At 62.5% G+C, this 22,996-nt stretch carries 11 protein-coding genes; 9 read left to right on the forward strand and 2 right to left on the reverse strand.

The genetic code is table 11. From position 1 onward, the window contains the following. Positions 1 to 207: 207 nt before the first annotated feature. The 7 genes from BUS06_RS14605 to BUS06_RS14640 all read left to right on the forward strand — a co-directional run bounded on the left by BUS06_RS14605 (position 208) and on the right by BUS06_RS14640 (position 17,806). Entirely contained in the window at positions 208 to 942 is a 735-nt protein-coding gene (locus tag BUS06_RS14605) for a Crp/Fnr family transcriptional regulator (RefSeq protein WP_074264911.1), read from the forward strand. 228 nt (positions 943 to 1,170) lie between these two features. Then, a complete protein-coding gene (locus BUS06_RS14615) occupies positions 1,171 to 1,881 on the forward strand; it encodes a 4'-phosphopantetheinyl transferase family protein (protein WP_074264913.1) in 711 nt (236 codons plus the stop codon). 330 nt (positions 1,882 to 2,211) lie between these two features. Then, complete coding sequence (locus BUS06_RS14620; protein WP_074264914.1) at positions 2,212 to 12,165, forward strand: hybrid non-ribosomal peptide synthetase/type I polyketide synthase; 9,954 nt, start codon at positions 2,212 to 2,214, stop codon at positions 12,163 to 12,165. A gap of 3 nt (positions 12,166 to 12,168) precedes the next feature. Then, complete coding sequence (locus tag BUS06_RS14625; protein ID WP_074264915.1) at positions 12,169 to 14,499, forward strand: condensation domain-containing protein; 2,331 nt, start codon at positions 12,169 to 12,171, stop codon at positions 14,497 to 14,499. 68 nt (positions 14,500 to 14,567) lie between these two features. Beyond that, on the forward strand, positions 14,568 to 15,719 hold the full coding sequence (locus tag BUS06_RS14630; RefSeq protein ID WP_074264916.1) for an SGNH/GDSL hydrolase family protein: 1,152 nt from the start codon (positions 14,568 to 14,570) through the stop codon (positions 15,717 to 15,719). Positions 15,720 to 15,916: 197 nt separating this feature from the next. Further along, positions 15,917 to 16,831, forward strand: coding sequence for a transcriptional regulator (locus BUS06_RS14635; protein ID WP_074264917.1), 915 nt, complete (start codon positions 15,917 to 15,919; stop codon positions 16,829 to 16,831). Between the two features lie 84 nt (positions 16,832 to 16,915). After that, positions 16,916 to 17,806 carry a hypothetical protein gene (locus tag BUS06_RS14640; RefSeq protein ID WP_074264918.1) on the forward strand — a complete coding sequence of 297 codons (891 nt, stop codon included), beginning with the start codon at positions 16,916 to 16,918 and terminating at the stop codon, positions 17,804 to 17,806. A 33-nt stretch (positions 17,807 to 17,839) separates the two neighbouring features. On the opposite strand, the gene BUS06_RS14645 is transcribed toward BUS06_RS14640, so the two are convergent. Together BUS06_RS14645 and BUS06_RS14650 are read right to left on the reverse strand one after the other, a co-directional pair. Continuing rightward, the gene (locus BUS06_RS14645; RefSeq protein ID WP_074264919.1) at positions 17,840 to 18,916 is read right to left on the reverse strand and encodes a glycosyltransferase family 4 protein; all 1,077 of its coding nucleotides are present in this window, start codon (positions 18,914 to 18,916) and stop codon (positions 17,840 to 17,842) included. 33 nt (positions 18,917 to 18,949) lie between these two features. Next, positions 18,950 to 20,056: a glycosyltransferase family 4 protein gene (locus BUS06_RS14650; protein WP_074264920.1), complete on the reverse strand. Its 1,107-nt coding sequence runs from the start codon at positions 20,054 to 20,056 to the stop codon at positions 18,950 to 18,952. A gap of 337 nt (positions 20,057 to 20,393) precedes the next feature. Between BUS06_RS14650 and BUS06_RS14655 the strand changes: the two genes are divergently transcribed. Then, positions 20,394 to 21,878: a flippase gene (locus tag BUS06_RS14655; RefSeq protein WP_074264921.1), complete on the forward strand. Its 1,485-nt coding sequence runs from the start codon at positions 20,394 to 20,396 to the stop codon at positions 21,876 to 21,878. A gap of 7 nt (positions 21,879 to 21,885) precedes the next feature. Further along, on the forward strand, positions 21,886 to 22,992 hold the full coding sequence (locus tag BUS06_RS14660) for an acyltransferase family protein (protein WP_074264922.1): 1,107 nt from the start codon (positions 21,886 to 21,888) through the stop codon (positions 22,990 to 22,992). Positions 22,993 to 22,996: the final 4 nt, after the last annotated feature.

The raw sequence follows: 22,996 nt of genomic DNA on the forward strand, positions 1-22,996 counted from the left end.
GGACAAGCTGGCACAGTCCTCGCTAAATGAGAAGCGCAACACCAGCGCCGATGTACACAACCCAAAAATAACGCTGGCGCGCAACAGCCATACGGGGCCCGCACTGCAAATCCATGACCGCTCGCCAGGCGGCAACGCAAGACGGATGCAGGGACGGGTAGAAAAAACAAGGAGCTGCCTCACGCGGCTCCACGCGAGGACCGAATCATGCTTACGCTTCAATCCGATCTGCACGGCAATCATTTGCTTGGCGCACTGCCCTCCCATGAGTGGCAAGCCATCGCCCCTCACCTCGAACTCGTCCATCTGCGCACTGAACAGCTTCTGTGCGATTCCGGACAACGTATTCATCACGTTTATTTTCCGACTACCGCGATCATCTCGATGTTGTCGACGATGGAAGACGGCAGCTCGGTTGAGATCGCCGCAGTTGGACGCGAAGGCATGACGGGCGTTCCGGTATTGACGGGCGGCGAGACCATGCCTAACCGAGTGCAGGTGCAAAGCGCCGGTTTCGCCTATCGCATGACGGCGCAAGCCCTCAGCCAGCAGTTCGCGCGCTCCGACTTTCTGCGCCGCCTGCTGATGCTCTATATGCATGCTCTGCTCACGCAGGTTGCACAGACCGCGGCATGCAACCGCCATCACTCGCTGAACAAACAGCTGTGCCGCTGGCTGCTGATCGAGATCGATCGCGTCGCCTCGAACGAGCTGACGGTCACACAGCAACTGATCGCGGACATGCTCGGCGTACGCCGCGAGGGCATCACCGAAGCCGCGGGCAAGTTGCATGACGACGGCCTGATTCATCACAGCCGTGGCCATATCAAGGTACTCGACCGCAAGGCGCTGGAATCGCGTGCATGCGAATGCTACGGCCTCGTGAAGCGTGAGTTCGACCGGTTGCTGCCGCGTATGCGTCAGGCCGACACGGTCAGCTAAGCCTTCACCTTCGTTCGCGCAGTTGCAGTAATAGAAGAAGCATCGCGCTGCCTTCGAGAGCGTCCTTACGCCAGTTCGTTGAACTCTGGCGGCACGATTCGCGAAAACGCGAATCCCAAAAAGGCGCCGAAGGGCGCGTGATAAAGCCGGCGTCCTCCTGAACGCCGGTTTGCTGTCCTGTGCGCCGCGACGCGTGGGTGTCGCTGCCAGTCGAATCCAGGTTTTTCAATGTCCTCTTCTCTCCTCACACCGCCCTCTGCACAGGAAGTGCATGTCTGGCAGTGGGATCTCGATGTCTGCGGTGACGATTTCGATCGGCACTGGGCCATGCTGTCGACGCAAGAGCGCGAGCGCGCCGACAAGTTCCGCTTCGAACGGCATCGCCGTCGCTATGTGGCAGGTCGAGGCGAACTCAGGGAACTCCTGAGCCGCTATCTCGGCTTATCGCCGCGACAGGTCGCCCTCGACTATGGTCCCGACGGCAAACCGTTCTGCAACCTCCAGCCTGTCGGATGGACGGTCTGCTTCAACCTCAGCCACAGCGAGAGTGCGGCGGCTCTCGCCATCTCGAACGGCTTCGAAGTCGGCATCGACGTAGAAAACGTTCGACCGATCGAAGAGTGTGTGCCACTCGAAGTGTTCTCCATACAGGAGTGCGCGGAATTCAGCGCGTTGCCGGATGAAGAACGGCAAGAGGTCTTCTTCGAAAGCTGGGCGCGCAAAGAAGCCTGCCTGAAAGCGCTCGGCACCGGCTTTACCCTGCCCCCGGCCCATTTCGAGTTCGATCTGTCCATTCGCGGCGACACGACACCGCGCCTAGTCGGCGGCGAGGCAGAGGAAGCAACCCAATGGCGCATCTGTGCCCTGTCACCCAGTTCGACCTGCGCGGGAGCAGTAGCGGCCCGAAGCACGGACTGGTCGATTGTCGAAATGAATTGACGGACGGCGTCTGCTTCAACGTCGTGCGGTCTGTTCTCCCGTCAGATTCCAGGCTTTAGCGCGGGCGCCTGACACGCTCTGAACACGCAATCTCGTCGAGCTGATGTGTTGTTGAATCGCTCGTGTGTGCGAAGGCGTACGGAGAGGTGGTCCGCGAAAGATTAACTTTCACTTACAGCATCTTTCGCGCTTGAGACACGGGTCAGGTGCAGAGAGCCTCGTGCTGCTTGCGCCTGCCGGGACCGGCCGCCGTTATGTGCGCTAGCTGCGCGCTAATGGCCAGGCGTAGCTCAGTACAAGGCCTTCATCTAAATTATTAGAGAGCGGCAAATGTCACACAGAGACAACTATCCAGGCGACTTGCCGAACGGGGCAGGTCATGTACCTGGCGTGGCAGCGTGCTTCGATGTCGTATGTGCAGAGTTTCGCGATCATCTTGCTGTGATCGACGCAACGGGTGAAGAGCGTTATGCCGACCTCGGCGAACGGTCGGCCCGCCTTGCCACCGTCCTGTCCCGCATGGGACTGGAACGAGGCGAGCGCTGCGCCATCATGGTTCCACGCAGTCGCGACACGCTGGCCCTGATGCTGGCGATCCTGCGCGTCGGCGCCGTCTACGTGCCGCTGGATCCGGCCTATCCCCGCGCACAACTCGATTTCATCGTGGCCGATTGCTCGCCCAAGCTCATCATCGCGGAAGGGGCGGCTCTCGCCAGCGTCGGCGACCTGAATGGCGCGGCGGTCGATCTGTCGGATATCGTGACATCGGCGGAGACGGTGGATCCCGCTCCGCTCCAGGCTTGCGGCCGCGACGACCCCGCCTACATCATGTACACCTCCGGCTCGACCGGCAAACCCAAGGGCGTGATCGTGCCGCACCGCGCGATTCTGCGTCTCGTGCATGGCCAGAGCTTCGCTGAGCTGTCGCCGCAGACGCGCTTCCTCAACCTGGCGCCGCTCGCTTTCGATGCCAGTACGCTGGAGATCTGGGGTCCGCTGCTGAACGGCGGGTGCGCTGCGATCATCAACGAGGTTCAGCCCTCACTCGACACGATCGCCTCCGAGATTGCGCGACTCGGCGCGACCGGCGCCTGGTTCACAGCCGGCCTTTTCAATGCGCTCGCCGACTATCGGCCGGAAGCCTTTCTTCCGCTCAAGGAGGCGCTGACCGGCGGCGACGTGCTGTCGCCCGTCCATATCCGCAAGGTCATGGAGGCGCATCCCGAGCTGCAGATCATCAATGGCTACGGCCCGACCGAGAACACGACCTTCTCCTGCTGCTACCGCATTCCGCGCAGTGGCGAAGCCCTGGCAAATGGCGACGCCATTCCGATCGGCGACGCCATCGCGGGCACGCGCGTCTATATCGTGGACGAGAAGCTCGTGCCGGTTGTCGAAGGAGAAGTCGGTGAGCTCGTCGTGGGCGGTGACGGCGTGGCGCTCGGCTACCTCAATCGCCCCGAACTGAGCGCGGAGAAGTTCGTCGACGACGTCTTCAGCCCCAGCGGCAAGCTCTATCGCACCGGCGACCTGGTGCGCCGACGCCCGGACGGTGCGATCGATTTCTTGGGTCGCAACGACCGGCAGATCAAGATCGCCGGCAAACGTATCGAGCTCGATGAAATCGAACATGCCCTGCGTGCGGCTCCCGGCGTCGCCGATGCGGCGGTGGCGGCATTCGATGGCCGCAGAGGCAAGTCCATCGCCGGCTTCGTGAAGGCCGATGCGGCGGAGTCTGAAGTCTTCCTCGCCGGGCTACGCGCTTACCTCAAGACTGCATTGCCCGACTACATGGTGCCGACGGAGTTGCGTGTCCTGTCGGCCTTTCCTCTTACGCCCAACGGCAAGGTCAACCGCAAAGCGTTGCTCGAGGAACTCGCGCAGGCCGATGCGCGTGCAGCCGCATCAGCTGCGGCGCAGCAGGTGGACGACGATATCGCCGGCAAGCTGGCAGCCGTGTTCGAGGGAATTCTCGGCAACCCCGTGGATCGCCGCGCGAACTTCTTCGACCTTGGACTGCGCTCGCTGGATCTGATGCGGGCCCACGCCATCATCGCGCGCGATGTAGCGGCAAAGATGGCGCTAGTGGATCTGTTTCGCCATCCCAATGTCGAGGCGCTGGCCGCGCACCTGCGCACCACCCTCGGAGCGGTAAAGAACGAGGCAATCCGGCAACGCCGGGATGCCCAGGGCGGGGCAATCGCCGTCATCGGCATGTCCGGACGGTTTCCGGGCGCGCGCAATGTCTCCGAGCTGTGGGCCAACATCCTCGCGGGACGCGACTGCATCACCCATTTCGACGTGGCGGAACTGGAAGACAGTTTCGACGAGAGCTCGCGCCGCGACGTCAGTTATGTCAAGGCACGGCCGATACTCCCCGACGTCGACCGCTTCGATGCAGGCTTCTTCGGGATGCTCGCGCGCGAGGCAGCGCTGACCGACCCGCAACAGCGCCTGTTCCTCGAGATCGCCTGGGAGGCGTTCGAAGATGCCGGCTACGATCCGGCGACGATCGCTGGCGCCGTCGGCGTATTCGCCGGCACCTCGATGAACACCTACTTCCTCAAGCATGTGCTGACGGACCGTGGCGTCATCGACGAGTTCACGAGCCAGTTCCAGATCGGCGAGTATCAAAAGCTGGTCGGGGCCGGTGACTTCGTCGCCACGCGCACCGCGTACAAGCTGGGTCTCAAGGGACCAGCTCTCTCAGTGCAGACGGCCTGCTCGACCTCGCTGACTGCAATTGGTCTTGCCGTAGAGAACCTGCGCTCGGGCCGCTGTGACATGGCATTGGCCGGCGGTGTGTCAATCACCTTCCCGCAAAAGCGCGGCTATTACTATGAAGAAGGCGGGATGGGCGCGCCCGACGGCGTGTGCCGCCCGTTCGATGCCGAGGCCAAGGGCACGGTATTCGGCAGCGGCGCTGGGGTTGTCCTGCTGAAACGTCTCGAGGACGCGATCGCCGACGAGGATCCGATCTATGCCGTGATCCGTGGTGTCGGCATCAACAACGACGGCTCCGACAAGGTCGGCTTCACGGCGCCTAGCGTCGATGCCCAGGCTCGCGCTATTGCGATCGCGCACGCCGAAGCCGGTGTCGATGCAGCCTCCATTGGCTATGTCGAGGCTCATGGTACGGCGACGCCGCTCGGCGACCCGATCGAATTCGCCGGCCTCGTGCAGGCATTTCGTCTCGGCGGCGTCGAAGGCGGCCAGTTCTGCGCCCTTGGCTCGGCGAAGGCCAATGTCGGCCACCTCGACGCGGCCGCCGGCGTGACGGGCTTCATCGCTGCATCGCTCGCACTGCGCGACCGGGTCTTGCCGCCTCTCCTGCATTTCCGTTCAGCCAACCTGGGCATCGATGTCGCTAACAGCCCCTTCTTTTTCAACGTCGGCGCGAACGCCTGGGCTGCCGGCGCGACGCCGCGTCGCGCCGGCGTGAGTTCGTTCGGCGTCGGCGGCACGAATGTGCACGTGGTGCTGGAAGAAGCGCCGCGCCGTGTCGACGCCGCATGTGAGCCGCAAGAAAAGCCACCAGAAGCGCTGCAGATTTTGCCGCTCTCGGCACGGAGCGCGGCAGCGCTCGAACGGGCCAAGGCCAATCTCGCCGGGCATCTGGCCGCCAACCCCGGCGTCTCGCTCACAGACGTGGCCGCGACGCTGCAAACGGGTCGCCGTGACTTCGCGCATCGCGCCGTCGTCATCGCGGACAGTGTCGACCAGGCTCAGGCCCGGCTCGTCAAAGGAGCGATCGAAGCACAGGCCCCTCAAGCCACGCCTCCGGTTGTGTTCATGTTTCCTGGCCAGGGCGCGCAGTACCCGGGCATGGGACAAGCGCTCTATCGCACCGAGCCGGTCTATCGCCAGTGGATCGACAAGGGTGCCGAAGCGTTGGCTCCGCATGTGGGCCTGGATATCCGCACCCTGCTGTTGAGCGACTCCCCGGAAGGCGACGATACCCCGCATCCCATCCGTTCGACGCTCTACGCGCAGCCGGCCCTGTTCCTGGTCGAATACGCGCTGGCGCAACTGTGGATGTCGCGCGGCATCAAGCCGACGGCCATGATCGGCCATAGCATCGGCGAACTGGTCGCGGCCTGCGTGGCCGAGGCGATCACCTTCGAGGATGCGCTGTACCTGATCGCCAGGCGCGGTGCGCTCATGCAGTCGGCCGAACCGGGCGCGATGCTGGTGGTACGCCTGTCCGAGACGGACCTCGTCCCCCTTCTGCCCGCCGACGTCGATCTGGCCGCAGTCAATGCGCCATCGCTCAGCGTCGTAGCGGGCCCCTTCGCCGCGATCGAGGCTTTCGAAGCCACGCTGAAAGCGGGCGATATCGACCATCGACGGCTGCATACGTCTCATGCCTTCCACTCGCGCATGATGTCCGGTGTGGTGGACGATCTCGCGAAGCTCGCGGACAGTCTTTCTTTCGCAAGGCCGAAGATCCCGTACGTGTCCTCGGTGACCGGACAGTGGGCGTCGATGGATCAGCCGGTGCCGGGACATTACTGGGCCAGTCATTGCCGCAATGTCGTGCGCTTCAGCGATGCACTGGCTACGGTGACCGCCGAGGGCAAACCGCTGCTTCTCGAAATCGGTCCCGGCCGGACACTGTCGACCTTCGTCATGCAGGGGTTGCCCAAGGACCGGCATCTGGGCGCGATTGCCTCGCTGCCTGATTTCGCCATGCGCGACCGTGAACTCCCAGTCCTCGCCGAAGCGACCGGGCGACTGTGGCTGAACGGGGTCACGCCGAACTGGCAAACCGTCCGGGCCGAAGCCGGCCACCGCATTTCGCTACCGACCTATCCGTTCGAACCGGAACGGCATTGGATCGATGCCCCTGCAACCGCTTCTTCACATCACACGACGATGCCCGCCGCGGCGCTCGCCGCTCCAGCTTCGTCCGACGTCATAACCGACATTCCTCAGACCGCCATGGCCCATACTGACCAAATCGACCGCAAACCGCGTCTCATTGCCGAACTGGCATCACTGCTCGCCGAGATGTCCGGCGAGGCGCCGGATACGTCCAATCCGGACGTGACCTTCTGGGATCTCGGTTACGACTCTCTGTTCATGGGACAGGTGTCCCGCCAGCTTCGCCGCCGCTACGATGTCACGATCAGCTTCCGGCAGATCATGAGCGACTACCCGACGCTGCCCGCCCTGGCGCAATTCCTCGATGGCGCATTGCCGCCTGACCCGGAACCGGAGGTCGCGCCGGTCGTGGCCGAGGCCGCGCCTGCCGCAGTGGCAGTTGCCGTTGCAGCGCCGAGCGCGCCCAGCGTGGCCGCACCGGTCACTGTTGTGGCAGCGGCCGCTCCGTTTGCGGCTACCCCGGCCACGGGCGACATTCAATCGGTGTTCCGCGATCAGCTCGCGGCGATGCAGTCGCTGATGTCGCGTCAGCTCGACCTGCTGCAAGGCGCACCGGCAGCCGTCCAGCAGCCTGTGGCAGCGACTGTTGTGGCCACGCAGGCCCCTGCCGCGCCGGCACCGGCCGTGGCTCCAAGGCCAGCCGCAGTGCCCGCGCGGGCCGCTGCCCCCGAGATCAAGTTCGAGGAGAACCGGCCGACGCGCTTCACCGCGTACAAGCCGGGCGCATCCAGCTCGGCGCAGATCACGGATGCGCAGACGGCGTTCATCGCCGACCTGTCGGTCCGCTACTCGGCCAAAACAGCCACCTCCAAAGCTCGTACGCAGACCTATCGTGCAGTGCTCGCCGATCCGCGCACCGCGAGCGGCTTCCGCGAGGAATGGAAGGAACTCGTCTACCCGATCGTCGCCCAGCGTTCCAAAGGTTCGAAGATCTGGGACGTCGACGGCAATGAATATATCGACGTGGTCAACGGCTACGGCCAGACCGCGTTTGGCCATACGCCGGATTTCGTGGTCGAAGCGGTGAACGCGCAGATGGCGGAAGGCTTCGCCATCGGACCGCAGTCGCCGCTTGCGGGCGAGGTCGCCCAGATGTTCGCCGAGATGACCGGCCATGAGCGCGTCACCTTCTGCAATACCGGCTCGGAAGCCGTGATGGCAGCAATGCGTCTCGCGCGTACCGTGACGGGCAAGGAGAAGGTCGTCTGCTTCGACGGCGACTATCACGGCCAGTTCGACGAAGTGCTCGTCAAGCCGGGCAGCGAAGCCGGCGTGCCGCGTGCGTTCCCGCTCGCACCCGGCATCCCGCAGAGCTCCGTGGGCAACATGGTCGTGCTGCCCTACGCCAGGTCCGAAAGCCTCGAGTGGATCAAGGCCAACATCGACGATATCGCCGCGGTCCTGATCGAGCCTGTGCAGTCGCGCCATCCCAATCTGCGGCCGAAGGAATTCGTTCAGCAATTGCGCGAGGTCACCGCGGCCAACGAGTCCGCGCTGATCGTCGACGAGGTTGTGACGGGTTTTCGCGTGCACCCGGCCGGCATGCAAGGCTACTGGGGCATCAAGGGCGACATGGCGACGTACGGCAAGGTGGTCGGCGGCGGTCTGCCCGTCGGCGTGCTCGCCGGCAGCGCCCAGTACATGGATGCGCTCGACGGCGGCCAGTGGCAATTCGGCGACGCGTCGGTTCCCGAAGTCCCGCCGACCTTCTTCGCAGGCACCTTCGTGCGCCACCCGGTCGTGCTGGCCGCGATGAAAGCCGTTCTCCTGCATCTCAAGGAGGCCGGTCCGGCGCTGCAGGAATCGCTCGGTGCACGCATGGAGGGCCTCGTACAGCGCATCAACACGCATCTGGAAAAAGTCGGCATCACCACGCGGGCGGAATCCTTCTCGAGCTGGTTCTATATCAGCTTCGCAGGCGAGGATCGTCTGGGCAGTCTGTTCTATGCCTACATGCGTTACCTTGGCGTGCACATCATGGAAGGCTTCCCCTGCTTCCTGACCACCAGCCATTCGGATGAGGACATTCGCAAGATCGGCGATGCCTTCGTCGAAAGCATTCGCGCACTCCAGAGCGTCGGCATTCTCGGAAGCACGCAGGAAGCACCGTCTCTCACGGCTCCGGTCGAAGCGAAGCCACTCACGCAGTCGCCGCTCACCGAGCCGCAGAAAGAGATCTGGATGTCGGCCCAGCTCGGCCACGAAGCATCGCTCGCGTTCAATGAGTCCTTCACGCTCGAGCTCATGGGCAACCTGAACGAAGCGGCTTTCGAACGCGCCTTCGCGGCGACGATTGCCCGTCACGATGCGTTGCGCGCTCACTTCTCACGCGTCGGCGATACGATGTTCGTGGATGCAGCGACGACCGTGCCACTGGAAAGGATCGACTTCTCCGGCCACGCCGATGCAGCCGGCGATCTCAAGGCCCTCGTCGATGCGGAAGCGCGTGAGGTGTTCGATCTCACCCGCGCTCCGCTCGTGCGTGCCGCGTTGATCCGTCTGGAAAGCCAGAAGTGGGCGTTCGTGTTCACCGCGCACCACATCGTCTGCGACGGCTGGTCGATCAACATCGTCCTGCGCGATCTGCAAGCGCTCTACTCGGCCGAAATTTCAGGCCAAGCGCCTGAGCTCGACGAAGTGCAGAGCTTTCTCGCCTTTGCCAAGGATCAGGACGAGGCCGGCATCGACAAGGAGACGCGCGAGTTCTGGCTGAACCTTCATCGCGAGCCCGCTCCGCAACTCGACTTGCCCGGCGACCGCGCACGCCCAGAGGTGAAGACCTTCAACGGTGCATCGACGACACGTCATCTGGGTGCCGATCTCCTCAAGCAGGTCAAAACCGCTGCGTCGAAGCAGGGCTGCTCGCTGTTTGCCGCCCTGTTCGGCGCCGCTCAAGTACTGTTCGGCCGTCTGTCCGGCAGGGACGATGTCGTCATCGCCGCACCGATGGCAGGTCAGTCGCAAGCCGGCGAAGCGCTGCTGGTCGGGCACTGCGTCAACTTCCTGCCATTGCGCGTCAGGTTCGATGGCGACAAGCCTTTCGCCGCGCACATGAAGGCGGTGCGCGATCACCTCTTCGACGCCGGCGACCGGCAGAACTACACCTACGGCGCGCTGGTGCGCGAGCTCGGTATCAAGCGTGACTTCAACCGGCTTCCGCTGACCGATCTGCAGTTCAATCTGGAGAAGGTCGACGGGCAGCTCGACATGGCCGGCGTCACCACGCGCTTTGCGCCGAACGCAAAGGCCTATAGCAACTTCGATCTGTTCCTGAACGTCATCGAATCGGCGCAGGGACTTCGTCTGGATTGCGACTTCAACACCGACGTCTATGACGAGGCGACGATCCAGCGCTGGCTCGGCCACTACGAAACCTTGCTGACGGCGATCGCCCACGATCCCGAAACGCCGGTTGCGGCACTGCCTCTGCTCAACGATGGCGAAATCCGCCACCTGCGCGACGAGTTGAACGCTTCCGGCCGTGCCTACGATCTCTCGCAGACGACCGCCGCGCTGATCGCCGCGCAGGCCCGCCAGACCCCCGACGCCGCAGCCGTGTCGGACGAGACGACGCGCCTGACGTATGGCGCGCTCGATGCACGCGCCAGCCAGATCGCCCGCAGACTCGTGGCGGCGGGTATCGCACCGCGCGGACGCATCGCCATCGCAATGGACCGCACGGCGATGACCGTGGCCGCCATGATCGGCGTGTGGCGTGCCGGTTGCGCCTACGTGCCGCTCGACATGACGATGCCGCCTGCGCGCCTGCGCCAGATTCTCGACGGTGCCGGCATTGCCGCCATCCTCAGCGATAGCGCAAGCCGCACCGTGCTGGAAGCGGGCGAACATCGCGTGCTGGAACTCGAGGCTCTGCTTGCGCAACGCGACGACGCGGCCGTGTCTTTGCCCCTCGTGCCGGATACCGATTCGGCCTACGTGATCTTCACGTCGGGCTCGACCGGCCAGCCCAAGGGCGTGGATATTCCCCATCGCGGCCTGAGCAACTTCCTGTTGTCGATGAAGGAAGCGCCAGGCTTCACGGCTGGCGACCGCATCATCGCGGTTACTACCTTCTCCTTCGATATTTCCGGTCTCGAACTGTTCCTGCCGCTCATCGTCGGTGGACAGACCTTCATTGCAGGTCATGAGGAAGTACGCACCGGCTTCGAGCTGGTGACCCGGCTGAAGGAGCAGAACGCCACCGCGCTTCAGGCAACCCCGTCGCTCTGGCGCATGCTGCTGGAAGCGGGCTTCAAGGCACCGGAGAGCTTCAAGATCCTGTGCGGCGGTGAAGGCTTGCCGCGCGATCTCGCCGACGACCTGCTGGCGACCGGCGCGCAGGTTTGGAACCTCTACGGTCCGACCGAAACGACGATCTGGTCTGCGGCCTCGCGTGTCGTTGCCAACGGACCGGTGGTGATCGGCGCCCCGCTCGCCAATACGCAACTGCATGTGCTGACAGACGACCTGCGTCTGGCGCCGCAAGGTGTCAGCGGCGAACTGTGGATCGGCGGTGAAGGCCTCGCAAAGGGCTATTTCAACCGTACCGATCTCACCGACGCCGCCTTCAGGCAGGTGGCCATCGAGGGCGCTGCGCCGAGCCGGCTCTACCGCACGGGCGACCTCGCAAAACGGCTCGCCGACGGCTCGTTGCAACACCTCGGCCGTCGCGACCAGCAGATCAAGCTGCGCGGCTTCCGCATCGAGATCGAGGATATCGAAGCTGCCCTGCGCAAGGCGCCTGGCGTCGCTGCGGCAGCCGTGGCCCTGCATACGGTCAACGGCAGCCCTCGCCTCGCGGCCTACATCGTCGAGACGGCCTCGGACAAGACCGACCAGGGCGCGGTCGCAGCACACGTTGCCGCGCAACTGCCGGCCTACATGGTGCCGACTCTGTGGATGACGCTCGACGCGCTGCCGCAGACCAGCAACGGCAAGCTCGACCGTAAAGCGCTGCCGGTACCGACGGCGGATATGGTGGCGGCGCCTGTACGTCAATCACACGCTGCGCTCAAGGTGGTTCAGCCTGCCTCCACGCCAGTGGAACCAGCCGCGATGGAACCGGCGGAGCCCGAACTCATCGTGGTCAAACCAGCAGCGATGACGCCGACCCAGGCTACCCTCGCGGCGATCTGGGCAGACGTGCTCGGCCTGCAGCATGTCGGCATCGACCAGCAGTTCTTCAGCCTCGGCGCAGACAGCCTGCAGCTGTTCCGCATCGTCGCGCGAATGAACGAGCGCGGACTGGGCGTGGATGCCCGTCAGCTCATGAAGAATGTCACGATCGCCGAATTGGCGGCAAGCCTTGACGGCACGCAGGAGAACGAATCGATGGAGGCTCCTGCGGTGAACCGGCCATCGATCCTGAACTTCAAGCGCAAGAACGCGGGGGGGATCTGAGCAATGAACGGGATAGCCTTAAGGATCGCCGAGACCGACGAGAGCGAAGCCAGCTTCGCCTTGTTCCCGGCGACCGCCTGCCAGGTGCGGTTCTGGCATGAACAGAACGCATCGCCGAAGGCGTCCGCGCTCAATATCGCCTTCCGGCTGCAGTTGTCCGGGCCGCTGAATGCCGCGAGGATCGAACGCGTACTCAGCGAACTGGTTGCACGGCACGAGATATTACGCACTGGCTTCCTGATGACGGGTGCGGGGCTGCAGCAGCAGGTCTGGAGCTTCGCGCCCTTCCAGCTCGAAGTGGTCGACCTTGCCGGTTTCGACGAGAAGGCTGCTCTTGCCGAGGACGAACGTGTCGGCAGACAGCAGGCTCGCACGCCTTTCGCATTGTCGTCCCCCTCCTTCTTCCGCGCCGTGTGGTTGCCACGGTCGAACACGCAGGGCGAATTGCAGCTGACCTTCCACTCGCTTGTGATGGACGGCTGGTCCTTCGCAATCCTCACGCGCGAGCTAGTGGAAGGCCTTGCCGCATTGCATGCCGGCCATGACGCCGAATTTCCCGAAGTCGACCTTCATCATGGCGACTACGCGTTGTGGAAGGAAGCGTTCCTGACCAGCGGCGCGCTCGATCGCGCCCGCACCCATTGGCGTCAGGAGCTTCAGGGTTTCAGCCGCTTCGACGTTCCTGGCGATCGTCCCCGGCCGCAGGAGCGGCGCTTCCAGGGCGTCATTCGCTCCATTCTGTTGCCCGCTGCGCTGAGCGATCGCCTGATAGCGGCCGCCAAGGCCCAGGGCGTGACGCTGTTCAGCGTGGCGGCTGCGGGCCTCGCGATGGCGCTGCAAACGGCGGCCGGCCAGACCAGGGTAGCGATCAGCACGCAGATGTCGGTGCGCGATCAACAGGAACTCGAGGGCGTCGTCGGACCGCTCATCAACACGGTGATCCTGCGCCTCGATGTTCCGGAAGGCAGCACCGTTGCCTCCATAATCGCGCAGTGTGGCGCCAAGCTTAGCGACGCCATCGAACATCTGCACTTGCCGTTCGAAGAGATGATGCAGATGGCCGGCGAGGTTTCCGGCGTAGATCGCCCGCCGCTTTGCTCGGTGAACTTCGCCCTGCAGCAAAGCTTCGTCGGCATGGGCGACGAGGTTCGCCGCCAGGATTTCGCCGCGACGACCTCGCCCTCGTTCAACGCGGGCGCGCTCTACGATCTCAACTTCTTTATGGTGCGGCGCCCGGATGGCTGGCGCATCTCCTGCGAAGGCGACACGGACCTCTACGACGTCGAGACGATCGACCGTCATCTGGCGAAGTGGCGTGAGGTGCTGGAAACCGTTGAAATCGTCACGCAGCGCTCGCCAGCACCCGCACCCGCGAAAGAGACGGTGAAACTCACGGCAGGCGTCGGCGCCAGCGGTTTCATGAGTCAGGCCGAGATCGAGGCAAAAGTGCGCAACATCGTGCGCTTCAACGAGAACGCGCCGGGCACGCCGATCATCGTGCTCAACAACACGGCCGTATTCTACGAACTGGCCCGGCAGATTGGCACCGACCGGCCCATCATCGACATTCCGATGGTGCCCGAAGGGCCGCCGCGCGAGTTCCCGCCGCGGGCCTTCCAGGATATCGCCGCGGACGCCGTACGCCTGATCAGGCTGGCCCGGCCAACAGGTCCCTACATCCTCATGGGACATTGCGTGCTGGGTTCGCTATCGCTGGAGGCGGCCCATCAGCTGCGGCGCGAGGGCGAAACGGTGGAGCTCGTCGTTCTCAACGATTCATGGTGCCCGGGTTATCGCGAGTCGATGCCCTGGTACGATCAGAAATTGCGCAAGATGCAGGTGCGTGCGGACAACATTCCGCGCGACTTCCGCAAGGCCATGCGCGGCGAAACCTCCATGGTCACCTTCCTCAAGCAGTATCGGATCGTGCGCTGGCTCGGCATCGCGGACCTTGCTCTCAGGCTCGGCCTCATCAAGGGTAATGCGTCGGAGCATATGGTTTCTGAGAATCGCTGGTACATCGAGTATTTGCTGGCTCAGCAGGCCCGCTACCGTCCGGCACCCTATGACGGCGACGTCCAGATCTTCCGCAGTGGTCAGGTGCTCAAAGGGCGTCTGTTCGCGTGGGACCTGGGATGGCAACCGGTGGTCGGGAACAGGCTGGTCGTCACCGAGGTGCCGGGCATGCACGATCAGATTTTCCGCCCCGCCGGCTCTGCGGTGATCGGCAAGCAATTGCGTGAACGCCTGGGCGGAATCGGAGCGAACAGGGTTGCAGCCAGTTCGGGTGAGCAGGACGCCCCGGCAGCATTGCTGAGCCGTGCCGAGGCCTAGATCAGAAGTGGCTTCAAAAATAGTCCTTTGCGCCAGAACGGGACGTGACTCGACAAGGCGGCTGGGTTATGTCCCGTTTGCGTAGAGTGCTATTGGCAGCGTTTCTGGGTGCACTGACCGTGGCCGGCCTGATCTTTGTCACGCTCGCCATGCCTTACCTGTTCCGCCGGCCGCCCACCGCCCTTGCTGCCGGCTTGCCGATGCCGTCTGACAGGATACGACTTGCAGTGCTCGGCGATTCCGATAGCCAGTCCTACCATGACACGCGGATGTTGGGAGACCCGAACATGCGAGGCGGCCCCCGGCGCGCAACCACCTGGCAGTGGACCGAAGTCCTCGCCCGGCTGCGGGGCAACCAGATCGACCTCGGCGACTGGGGGACGTGGGGCACCGGCAAGTATCGCGCCTATTTCGACGAGGCTTTCGGTGCTCTCGCCCGGGCGCCTCGCAAGGACGACTATCGCTACAATTTTGCCGTCAGCGGCGCTACCTGCAATCAACTGATGGGCCATCCGTTGCGCGAGACGCCCCGCCTCGTCGACCTGATGGACACCGAGCCACAAGCCTGGCGAGGCGGCATCGTGCTGATCCGGATTGGCATCAACGATCTCGGTGCGCAAGACATCCTCGACGAGCTCTCCCGTGATCCGAATGCTTCGCGCCCCGGGGCCGCGATCAACGCCTGCATTGGCGCAATCGCCGAGAGCGTCGCTCTGATCCGCAGAAAACACCCGGATACGAATATCGTGCTGGTGGGTGTGCTCAGCAATGCGGACTGGTCGATCAAGTTCGACAATTGGCAATCGGCCGGACAGATAGCCAATATCGACGCAGGCCTTGATCGCTTCGACAACGGCTTGCGCAAGTTGGCCGCGGCGGATCGACATGTCCACTTTCTCGATGATCGCGCCTGGTTCAGGAGTCTGTGGGGCACCCGCGACGACCAGGGCCGTCCGCTGTACAAGACCGTGCATCTGTCGCCTGGCTGGGCAATCACCAATGCATCCGGCGATGATCCGCACAACGCTGTCCTTGCCGACGGACATGCCGGCGTAGTCTGGAATACCCTCTGGACGCAACACCTTGTCACTTCCCTGAACACTGCGTTCGGATTGCATCTCAAACCGGTCACGGATGCCGAGGTGTTCGGCTTTCTGCAGCCGAGCTTCACTGCAAGCACGCGCGCAGACGCGCCACTACTCACACCTTTAACCAAATAGCATGACATGAGCGACGGCGCACATTCGCCGGGGCAAACACGGACCACACTTCAGGCCATATGAGCCAGTTGCAACAAAGCGGTTTATTCGAAACCCCTGAAATAGTACCGTTTTATAGATAAAGATTTTAATACCAGTGCCGCCAAGCGAGCGGCTGGATGAGACGGCTTCCTGATCAGACTGCAAGGAGCGATCGCATGGACATGTCCACGGTTCCCCCAGTACTTGAAGCGACATTGCCTGACAAATGGATCGACTCGGACTCTTCGCTGTTCCGCGAGAATTTCGAGCGGAAGAGCTTCGAGGTCGCCCACCATCTGGCGGGCCATCCGCTGTTTCAACTCCCTCAATTGATGGGCCTGGCGGAGCGAACCCTAAAGACGCGCCCATTTGATCTCTACTACGACATGGGCAACGTCGCACCTGGTCAAAAATGGCGCGATACGAATCGCGCGTTCTCACCACTGAACGCGCTAACCCAGCTGGAAGAGTCAGACGCCTGGTTCATTTTCAGAAGTGCGCAACGAGATCCGCTCTATACCGAGCTGTACAGACAAGCGATGGAAGAGGTCAAGGATCTGGTCGGACGCCACATCGAACCCCAGATCAGCAGGGAAGACATCATCATCTTCGTGACGTCGCCGAAGCGGGTGACGGCCTATCACATCGATCGTGAATGCAATTTCATTCTTCAGCTCCAAGGGGAAAAGGATCTGTACGTCTTCGATCGTCAAGACCGGCAAATTCTTCCAGAGGAGGAAATCGAGGAATTCTGGGCGGTGGACAACAACGCGCCGAACTACAGACCCGAACTGCAGGACCGCGCGCGCCTGTACAAACTGGCTCCCGGAAATGGCGTTCACGTTCCTGTCAACTGTCCCCACTGGTTGAAGAACGCCGACAACATCTCTGTGACTTTGAGCGTGAACTTCCAGTTTATCGACTCCGTGCGAGCGGATATCTATCGGGCCAACCATCACCTCAGGAAGCTTGGAATCAATCCCACTCCACCCGGACAAAGCCCGGTGAAGGATCGCGCCAAGGCTATGGCGTTTGGGACAGCGAAGGCCGTTCGCGAAGCTGCCAGGTCGGCTTTGCGCAGAGGCGGTTAGTGCCGCAGAACGCGGAGTTGGATGAATGGGCATCGGTTTCTGCCGCGTTTGAGAAGTTGTTTCACCTAGTCCGGATTGACAATAATGCTACCTTCTGCCGATGCTCTACTGACCGTTGATCCCGCTGTCTACAAGACCGCGTTCAACAATACGCCGTTCAGTTTCAAACACTATCTGCATCAGCTGCCGATGTTCCAGCCGGAGGCATTGACGGAGCTGGCAAAGAAGTATCGTGAGAAACCCGCGGATTATTACGTCTCCAACTCGGCCCCCACGCCAGGGACCAGGTTCTTCGATGTCAAGGCAAAACCGTCGAAACCGGATGAAGCGCTCGCCCAGCTTGCCATGGGGCCGACGCGCGTGCTTTTGAAGCGGCCCGAAAATTATGACGCCGGCTTTCGAGAACTGCTGGACACACTGTTTGCAAGAGTGGCCGAACTGCGCGGCGGTCTCAACGGTGAAAAGATCGTGCGGCTCGAATCGGCCATCTTCATCAGCTCCGCCTCCTCGACCACACCGTTTCATTTCGATCCGGAAATCAATCACTTCTTTCAGATCGAGGGCGGCAAGCAATACCACGTCTATCGTCCGAGTGCGGTTCGGGAAGATGAACTCGAGGATTTCTACGTGCAGGGCAAAATAGAGATCGGCCAGGTGGATCTCGCCACGCGCGACAAGAGCCTCGAACACGTCTTCGACCTCGTGCCCGGTAATGGCTTTCATCAGCCGCAGGACGCGCCCCATTGGGTTCAAACCGGCGCGGAACGTAGCGTGTCCTATGCGTTCGTCTACGAGACCGACGCGAGCCGGGCCCGTGGCCGTATCTTTGCCGCCAATCACTTCCTGCGCAAACTCGGTGTCACTCCCCAGCCGCCCGGTACGAACCCCGGCACCGACAATGCGAAGTCATCGGTGATGAAGGTTGTCGTTCCCGTGCGCAGGCGTATCGTTCGCAATCTGGAGCGGGTCCGCTAATCCCGCATCACAGTCGTAATTTTCCTGTCCGCTTCAGCTCACCCTCTCGATCAGCTCTCTCCAGCTGGCGAGGATGGGTTCGCGGGCAAAATTCAGGAGATGCGAGCGGGCCTGGGAAATTCGCCGGGCACGTTCCTCATCCGGCATGTCGGCCAGCAGCCGCATACCCGATGCGATCGATTCAGGATCAAGCGGATCGGCGTCCAGCATCGCCTCCCCACCTATCTCCGTCAAAATACTGGAGCTGGAAACGAGGCACGGCAAATCATGCTCCGTTGCTTCGACAACCGGCATTCCGAATCCTTCCAGCAGACTCATCAGCACAAAACCGGATGCGTTACGGTAGAGCCAGCGAAGCTCCTCATCAGTCGTATATCCCGGCATCACAACCCCGGGGGTTTGCTTCGCCAGCTGGATAGCGTTATCCGCACCGGGCTCGCGCCCACCGACGATCACATACCGCCACCCTTTCTCCGCCAGCCCGCTTGCCGCGAAGGCCTCGATACAACGGGCCTGGTTTTTACGGTCACCGATACTTCCCACGGTCAGGATAAAGGGGGACTGCAGTCCATCCACCGGGCGCCCTTCGCCCTCCGTTACCCCCAAGCGGGTCGGAATGTAGATGACATTCGACGAAGCAAAATCGTCGCCGTAGAGCCGATGAAATTCCCGCTGGGACGTCTTGCTGACAAACACCATGTGAGGCCTGGTTCGACGGATCTGCTCATAAGCCTGGCTGTACAGATCATTCACGCCCGGGGCAAAGTATTGCGGATGCGTGATTGGACCGACGTCGTGACAGAGCACGATGTCCCTCGCCTCCAGGCGATGACGCACGACGCTGAGCGGATCGAGATGCAACGTAGGACGGGGCGTACGAATGACCGGCATGAACGAAGCCAACCGGGGCCTATACACCCTCGCGATGGTTTCCTTGTGGGTCAGGCGACCCACCACACGGCGCATGAAATTATTGGGCGGAAATCCGTGAAAGCGCCCGTAGCGGACCTTCGCGATCCGGTGACCGAGCGAGGAAATAATGTCCCTCCCCAAAAAAAGCTTCCCGGTACGATCATTCAGCGCCAATGAGAAATCAACATCAATCGACATTGTTTACTCCAAATATCTCTGTCTTCAGGCAAGTTAGCGGTTCGCGGCCCTCAGGGCGTCGCACAGGTTGCGCGCCGCCTGTTTCCAGGTGAAGCCGTCAGCCTGCCGGCGTCCGGCGGATATCAGGTAGTGCCGCACGGCTTCGTTGTCGAGCGCCTTCAGAATATTCAGACGCCACGCGTCCGGGCTGAAAGGGTCCGCAAACAGCGCGGCCTCGCCGCACACCTCAGGAAGTGCGCCGAACGGCGCGGCCACAACCGGACAGCCCAGCGCCATCGCTTCCAGCGGCGGCAAACCAAACCCTTCCGTTAGCGACGGAAAGGCGAGCGCGCCGGCATTAATCATCAGTCCAACGAGCTCCGGATCGCTAATGCGGCCGGCAAATCGCACGTTGGGCGGTACCACGTGCCCCAGATTTTCGAAATCGGCCTGTGTCGCGCCACCGAACAGCACGAGCTCGACGCCCCGCAGCTCCGCATCGGCGAAGGCCTTGAGCAGGACACCGATGTTTTTGTGCTTCTGGGTATTCGCGAGCGCAAGCACATAGCGTCGCGGCGTGAGGCGCAATGCCGCGAGTTGCCCCTCGTCCGGCACAACCTGCAAAACATGGTCGCAACCGTTGTGTACGACGACGATCTTGTCGGCACTGGCAACGCCGTAACGTACGAGTTCCTGTTTGGAGAACTCCGAAACGGTAAAAATGATCTTGTGCCGCTTGCCGATGAAAAAGAACAGAAACTTGTACCACGTCCGAAAACCCCGGGAATAGGATTCGGGTGCGGAATACACCTGGGCGTCGTGAATCATCGTCGCCGAATTGCGATGAAGCAGCGGCCCAAGATTGCAGAGATTGAGAATGAAATCCTTCCTGCGCGCGAAAGGAAGATAGCCTTGTTCCCACGCGATCCTGTGGATCTTGCGAGCCCAATGACTCTCGCGAACGCACGAAATATTGCGGTAAGGCGGAATCTCGACCCGATCTCTGACTACCACGGCGTAGTTCACGCCGTTACCGCCCTGCCCGGCGATCAGGGCATCCGTTGCGGCGACCAGTTGCTCCGCAACCCTGTGCACGCCCGTCGGCGCCGCTCCGAAGAACTTGCCGTTGAACGCTATCGTTTTCGATGCGATCGTTTTCATAGCCTTTCCGTACGCTCACGCGTGAATGTTCTTCGCAATAGTGCGCACGATGTTGCGGACGACCGGATGTGACGACATCACGCAGGACCAAGCAGTTTTCTCAAGAAGACAGGTTATCGGCGCACAAAACGCGGCACTGCTGCCTACCGCACGCAACTGCAGCACGCAACTGCAGCATGCAACATGCATGCCGCTGCGGCACGCAAACGCCCGTCACCGCGTTGCCCCGCGGTGCAGGCGAATTTTAATAATGCAAAGCCCACCCCACCGTGCGCCGACACACAAACGCTCCGGGCCGCCTCGGCCAGAATGTGCAAGTCGCGCATTGGAGTACCACATGACAGCTAGACCCAGCCTCAAACGCAGCGCCACGCTCAACTTCATCGGCGGAATCTTGCCCATGTTCGTCGCGCTGGTGACGACGCCCATTTATCTGCACTACATCGGCGCAGCACGCTACGGTGTGCTCGCCATCGTCTGGATGGTGCAGGGCTATTTCGGCTTTCTCGATCTGGGGCTGTCATCCGCGACGTCCAACCGCATCGCGCAACTCGGCGAAGAGCCGCACCGCGAGCGCGAGGCCGTCCTGTGGACCGCGTTGATCCTCAACGCCGCACTGGGTCTCGCGGGCGGCGTCGCACTGTATGGGCTCATGCACGTTCTGCTCTCGTACTTCGACATGGGTCCGGACCTGCGTAACGAGTTGTTGCCCGCGCTGCCCTGCGTGGCCTGCCTCGTGCCGCTCTCGAACCTCATTTCCGTTTTCAACGGCGCACTGGTGGGGCGCGAGCGTTTTGGCACGCTCAACGTCGTCACGCTTCCGGTCACCCTGATGTACCAGCTCGTGCCGCTTGGGGCGGCGCTTCTCTTCGGCCCGAACCTGCGGTATCTGGTGTACGGCACGCTAGTGGCCGGGATCGCGGCGCTGCTGGTGACCGCGTTCGCGGTGTGGCGCGTCTTTCCGCTGCGCCTCGCCGCCGGCCCGCGCCGCGACCTGGTCGGCAAACTCTTCTCGTACGGCGCCTGGATCAGCGTGACCAGCCTCGCGCAGCCTCTGCTGGAGACCGCCGACCGCCTCATGATCGGCCACGCGCTCGGACCGCAGGCGGTCACCTACTATCAGGTGCCTTTCAATCTCGCCGGCCGTGTGCGGATCTTTCCCTCGGTCATTGTCCGGACGCTATTTCCGCGCCTCTCTGCGCTCGACGCCGCGAGCGCCGCAGCGCTCTCCTCCAGTTCGATACGGGGCCTCGCCGCCGCACTCACGCCGATGACCGTGTTCGGCATATTCCTGATGCATCCGTTTCTCTCGCTGTGGGTGGGCCAGGACTTCGCCGCACGGGCCGCGTCGGTGGGTGAAACGATTCTCGTCGGCATCTGGCTCACCTCGATTGCATCGCTCGCTGCCTGTCACCTGCAGGCAATCGGCAAGCCCGGCATCGTCGCGCGTTTCCAGGCCTACGAAATGTTGCCGTTCTTCGCCCTGCTGTGGTGGATGCTGCAACACTTCGGCGTACTGGGCGCTGCGCTCGCATGGAGCGCGCGCTGCCTGCTCGATGGCGTGCTGCTGCTCCATGCCGCGCGCCTCGATGCCCGGCCAACGCGCATGCTGGCCGTGCCGGCGCTGATCATCGCGCTCGCGTATGTCGGCACACTCGTCTTCGCTCCACTCACGTGGCCCGCTATCGTGGTCTGGCTCGGCACGACAGCCGTTGCGCTTGCATGGAGCGCGCGCACCGAACCACGGGCCTACGCGCGTTTGCTCGAACTGGTCGCGTCGATGCGCAACTACACGCGCCGCTGGGCGCAAAGTAGCCAATGAGCCGCCCATGACGAACAAGCTCCACTCGCTAACCGTGCTGCGCGCCATCGCAGCCACGACGGTGATTTTCTTTCACACCCTCGCGCCGACCGGCCACACGTTCGGCGGATTCGGTGTGGACATTTTCTTCGTGCTGAGCGGCTTTGTGATCGCACTCGTGCTGGATAGCCCCGGCATGACCGCACGGCACTTCCTCGCCGACCGCATTGCCCGGATCGTGCCGCTCTACTGGCTGCTGACCTTCAGCGTGTTCGCCGCCACCCTGATCGCCCCGTCATTGTTCAATTCAACCACGGCCAATCTCGGGAACCTGCTCAAGTCACTGCTTTTCATTCCCTACCGCAAGGAAAGCGGCGAAATCTTCCCGATGTTGTTCGTCGGCTGGACGCTGAACTACGAAATGATGTTTTACATGGTCGCCGCCGTGTCGTTGATACTGATGCGCCGCCATCGGCTGCTATTCGCATCGGCGTTGATTCTCGCGATCTTTTGCGTAGTCAGGGCATCCGGCTCGCACGGCGCGATTGCCACGTTCTACTCTCACGAGCGTGTCTTTGAGTTCCCGCTCGGCTTCACGGCCTGGTGGCTCTGGAAGCGTGGGATCCGGATCAATCCGGTCCTCGCCGCCTGCACGGTGGCAGGATGTTACGTGTGGATGGCGTTCGTCGACTGGCACCAGATGGCCGATGCGCCGCTGCTGTATTTCGGCATTCCGGCGTTTCTGATGGTCTTCGGCAGCCTGAGTCTCGAATCGATGATCGGTTCCGACCCGCTGACCCGTGGCGCGATATTCGTTGGCAATGCCAGCTATGCCGTCTACCTGAGCCATCCCTACTGCGTCGAAGCCGCGCGCAAACTGTTGCCAAAGGCGATCCACGGTTTTGACGTCACGTCGCCCATCGGGGTGGCGACCATCATCGTCGTGGCGACCGCCGTGGGCGGCATGCTCTACTGGTTCGTCGACAAGCCACTGCACACCGGCGCGCGCCGGCTGTTGCACCGGCTAATGAAGATGCCGCGGCATGGAACGAGGCACGCGGTAATCAACCAGCCGGTCATGGCTGCCCATGACGTCCCGGCACGCAACGTGTCCGTCAAACAGGACGCGATCTGACTGG

This window comes from Paraburkholderia phenazinium, assembly GCF_900141745.1.
Lineage (GTDB): Bacteria > Pseudomonadota > Gammaproteobacteria > Burkholderiales > Burkholderiaceae > Paraburkholderia > Paraburkholderia phenazinium_B.

What these genes read in the sequence shown, in the direction of transcription:
- BUS06_RS14630 (WP_074264916.1), top strand. Translation starts at nt 14,568, where the DNA reads ATGTCCCGTTTGCGTAGAGTGCTATTGGCAGCGTTTCTGGGTGCACTG.
- BUS06_RS14635 (WP_074264917.1), top strand. Translation starts at nt 15,917, where the DNA reads ATGGACATGTCCACGGTTCCCCCAGTACTTGAAGCGACATTGCCTGAC.
- BUS06_RS14660 (WP_074264922.1), top strand. Translation starts at nt 21,886, where the DNA reads ATGACGAACAAGCTCCACTCGCTAACCGTGCTGCGCGCCATCGCAGCC.
- BUS06_RS14645 (WP_074264919.1), bottom strand. Translation starts at nt 18,916, where the DNA reads ATGTCGATTGATGTTGATTTCTCATTGGCGCTGAATGATCGTACCGGG.
- BUS06_RS14615 (WP_074264913.1), top strand. Translation starts at nt 1,171, where the DNA reads ATGTCCTCTTCTCTCCTCACACCGCCCTCTGCACAGGAAGTGCATGTC.
- BUS06_RS14620 (WP_074264914.1), top strand. Translation starts at nt 2,212, where the DNA reads ATGTCACACAGAGACAACTATCCAGGCGACTTGCCGAACGGGGCAGGT.
- BUS06_RS14640 (WP_074264918.1), top strand. Translation starts at nt 16,916, where the DNA reads ATGCTACCTTCTGCCGATGCTCTACTGACCGTTGATCCCGCTGTCTAC.
- BUS06_RS14625 (WP_074264915.1), top strand. Translation starts at nt 12,169, where the DNA reads ATGAACGGGATAGCCTTAAGGATCGCCGAGACCGACGAGAGCGAAGCC.
- BUS06_RS14650 (WP_074264920.1), bottom strand. Translation starts at nt 20,056, where the DNA reads ATGAAAACGATCGCATCGAAAACGATAGCGTTCAACGGCAAGTTCTTC.
- BUS06_RS14655 (WP_074264921.1), top strand. Translation starts at nt 20,394, where the DNA reads ATGACAGCTAGACCCAGCCTCAAACGCAGCGCCACGCTCAACTTCATC.
- BUS06_RS14605 (WP_074264911.1), top strand. Translation starts at nt 208, where the DNA reads ATGCTTACGCTTCAATCCGATCTGCACGGCAATCATTTGCTTGGCGCA.